Origin of the sequence: Nocardiopsis sp. NPDC006198 (assembly GCF_040613895.1) — a bacterium.
In the GTDB taxonomy this organism is placed as follows: domain Bacteria; phylum Actinomycetota; class Actinomycetes; order Streptosporangiales; family Streptosporangiaceae; genus Nocardiopsis; species Nocardiopsis tropica.
Genome location: NZ_JBEXSY010000139.1, coordinates 1 through 1,408, shown reverse-complemented (window position 1 = coordinate 1,408; position 1,408 = coordinate 1). Strand labels below are relative to the sequence as shown.

The 1,408-nt window shown below is 75.2% G+C and carries 1 protein-coding gene; it reads left to right on the top strand.

Annotated elements, in window-relative coordinates:
* The first annotated feature begins 151 nt into the window (after positions 1–151).
* Positions 152–1,339, top strand: coding sequence for a zinc metallochaperone AztD (gene aztD / locus ABZ234_RS33990; RefSeq protein ID WP_355014773.1), 1,188 nt, complete (start codon positions 152–154; stop codon positions 1,337–1,339).
* The last annotated feature ends 69 nt before the right edge of the window (positions 1,340–1,408 follow it).

Below are 1,408 nucleotides of genomic sequence, written 5' to 3'. Positions count from 1 at the left end.
CCCGCGGGGGGCGGGCGCGGCCGCCCTCCCGGGGGAGGGCGGCCGCGCCCGGCCGCCCCGAGGGGCCGGCCGGACCCCCCGGACAACGGCGCCGCCGCCCGGCGCGTGCCGCGCACGAGAACACGACCCCTGACACGAGGACCGAGACACCATGAGAACACCGCACACCGCGACCAGGGCGGCCCTGCCCGCCGTCCTGTCGGCGGGACTGCTGCTGACCGCCTGCTCCACCGGGGCCGACAGCGCCCCCGAGGAGGAGGCCCCGGCCGCCGACACCGCCGCCGCTTCCGTCGCCGAGCCGATCGCGGTCACCTACGACGGCGGCGTCCTCGTCCTGGACGGCACCACCCTGGAGGTCGCCGGGAACATCGAGCTGGAGGGCTTCAACCGGCTCAACCCCGCCGGCGACGACCGCCACCTGTTCGTGTCGACCTCCGACGGGTTCCAGGTCCTGGACGCCGCCGCGGGCGAGCTGACCGACACCGTGTTCCCCGCCGACACCCCCGGCCACGTGGTCCGCCACGGCGGGCGCACGGTGCTGTTCGCCGACGGCAGCGGCGAGGTGACGTCCTTCGACACCGACGCCCTGGGCGACGGCACGCCCGAGGACCTGGACGTGTACACCACCGAGGAGGCCCACCACGGGGTGGCCGTGGAACTGGAGGACGGCGAACTCCTCGTGACCCTCGGCGACGAGGAGGAGCGCGTGGGCGCCGTCGTCCTGGACGCCGACCGGGAGGAGATCGCCCGCAGCGAGGACTGCCCCGGCGTCCACGGGGAGACCACCGCCGAGGGCGGGACCGTCGTCATCGGCTGCGAGGACGGCGCCCTGATGTACCAGGACGGCGAGTTCACCAAGGTCGAGGCCGAGCACGACTACGGGCGCATCGGCAACCAGGCCGGGTCGGAGGACTCGCCCATCGTCCTGGGCGACTACAAGACCGACCCGGACGCCGAGCTGGAGCGCCCCGAGCGCGTCGCCCTGGTCGACACCTCCGACGCCTCGCTGTCCCTGGTGGACCTGCCCTCCAGCTACACCTTCCGCTCCCTGGGCCGCGGCCCGCAGGGCGAGGCGCTGGTCCTGGGCACCGACGGGTCGCTGCACGTCATCGACCAGGAGGAGGGCGAGATCACCGACTCCGTCGAGCTGATGGACCCCTGGGAGGAGCCCCTGGAGTGGCAGCAGCCCCGCCCGGCCCTGTTCGTCCGGGGGGAGACCGCCTACGTCACCGACACGGCCACGCGCCAGATCCACGCGGTGGACCTCGGGACCGGTGAGGTCACCGCCTCGACCACCCTGGAGGAGACCCCCAACGAGCTCAGCGGCGTGAGCTCCTGACACCGGGGCCGGCGGGCGCAGCGGCGCCCGCCCCCCCCCCAACGGTACGGCCCCCCCCCCCGCACCGCG

What these genes read in the sequence shown, in the direction of transcription:
- aztD (WP_355014773.1), top strand. Translation starts at nt 152, where the DNA reads ATGAGAACACCGCACACCGCGACCAGGGCGGCCCTGCCCGCCGTCCTG.